The organism is Mesotoga infera (assembly GCA_011045915.1).
Taxonomy (GTDB): Bacteria; Thermotogota; Thermotogae; order Petrotogales; family Kosmotogaceae; genus Mesotoga; species Mesotoga infera_D.
On the sequence record DSBT01000089.1, the window covers coordinates 1 to 1,541 of the forward strand.

Below are 1,541 nucleotides of genomic sequence, written 5' to 3' on the forward strand. Positions count from 1 at the left end.
AACGGTTGCATCTATTGCCTCGGAAAACGTGCGACGATACTGCCTGAGCAATGTGCGGATAGTGATCGCCGATGGTAGATTTGGCTTCAAAGATGAAGCTCCGTACGATGCAATAATATCCACCGTGGCTTTGCCGGGAATAACCGTCGAGCTGTTCAATCAAATGAAGATCGGCGCGAGATCTATCATCCCGATACACAGAAGCTACATGAACACGCCCGTTTTCTTGTTCGAAAAAACCGATGAAGTAACTTTGAGAGCTGTGATAAGAACAGGGGCGATCTTCATGGTTGTGAAAGACTCCAAACCAGACCCTCTATACAGTGATAATAAGTTCTCACTTGAGCTTCGAGAAGGGAGATTTCGAAAGGTCTAGCTTAGTTGCTGGCAATCTTCCAGAGAATCTCAACACCCTTTTCTATAACAGAGTCAGCAGGCAAAAACCTTGAATTATGTAGTCCGTGCTGTTCTCCTCTTCCTGTACCCAACCAGAAAAGCACAGAAGGGTATTTCAAAGCGATCACTCCAAAATCCTCTCCCACATATTTCATTTCGACCGGGTTTACATCGACCAAAGCGCACAGCTTATCGTAAAGGCTTTCGTCCACAAAAACCTGCGGATACTTCGAACCGATCTCCTGAGAGAAATCTAGATTTCTTTCAGCAGCGACTTTTCTCCCAAGCTCTTCGAGTTCCATGATTGCTTCCTCTGAAAGCTCAAAAGCTTTGGTTCTTACAGTTCCTGAAAGAGTGCAGGAATCTGCCACCACATTTCTAACTCTGCCCCCCTGAATGAGTCCAAATCTGAGTACGGAATCTCCTCTATCTACCGAATAGACCCTTTGGAGAAAATCCGCAGCTCCCTCGATAGCGTCTCTTCCCCGCTTATAGAAAGCAACGTGTGCCGACCTTCCCTTGAAAGTACAGTCTGTTTCGAAGGCTGAGGCAAAGAGAACGCCGGCTCTTGTGTAAACAGATCCTTCAGGGAATTCATCATTTACATGAAGCGCCCAGGCTTCAGTTATTTCATATTGCTCCAACTTCGATAAGCATTTCGCAGCGCCGCCTCCGCCTTCTTCAGCCGGCTGGAAAAGAAAGAGACAATTCCTGTCAAGATCGCTTGTTACTATTCTCTCAATAAGACCAATGAGAATTGTCATATGAACATCATGCCCGCATGCATGCATAAAACCTTCATGTGCAGATTTGAACGGAACATCTGTTTCTTCAAAAACAGGAAGAGCATCCATATCGGCTCGAAATAGAACGAAAGGGCCTTCGACCTTTTCCCATTTCGCCAAAATTCCAGTTCCCGCAACCTTTTCGTAGGGAACAGACAATTGATTCAGGAAACTCATAATATACGCCTGAGTCTTGAACTCATTGAATCCAATCTCCGGAATCTCATGTAAGTCATGCCTAATTCTCGATAAATCCATGCACTCCTCCTTCAAATCGCTTCTTTTGACGTAATACAGAAAAAATCTTGCCGTCGGAAGCTCGCTCACTAGAACCTCGTCATTATCACGAAGCATCAGAAT

The 1,541-nt window shown here is 45.2% G+C and carries 2 protein-coding genes; one reads left to right on the forward strand and one right to left on the reverse strand.

All coding sequences use genetic code 11. The annotated features are described in order from the left end of the window. Positions 1–376: protein-L-isoaspartate carboxylmethyltransferase (locus tag ENN47_03035; GenBank protein HDP77158.1), on the forward strand; the 376-nt coding region annotated here is incomplete at its 5' end. A gap of 1 nt (position 377) precedes the next feature. Here ENN47_03035 and ENN47_03040 read toward each other — a convergent pair. Further along, a complete protein-coding gene (locus tag ENN47_03040) occupies positions 378–1,439 on the reverse strand; it encodes an amidohydrolase (protein HDP77159.1) in 1,062 nt (353 codons plus the stop codon). Between the last annotated feature and the right edge of the window lie 102 nt (positions 1,440–1,541).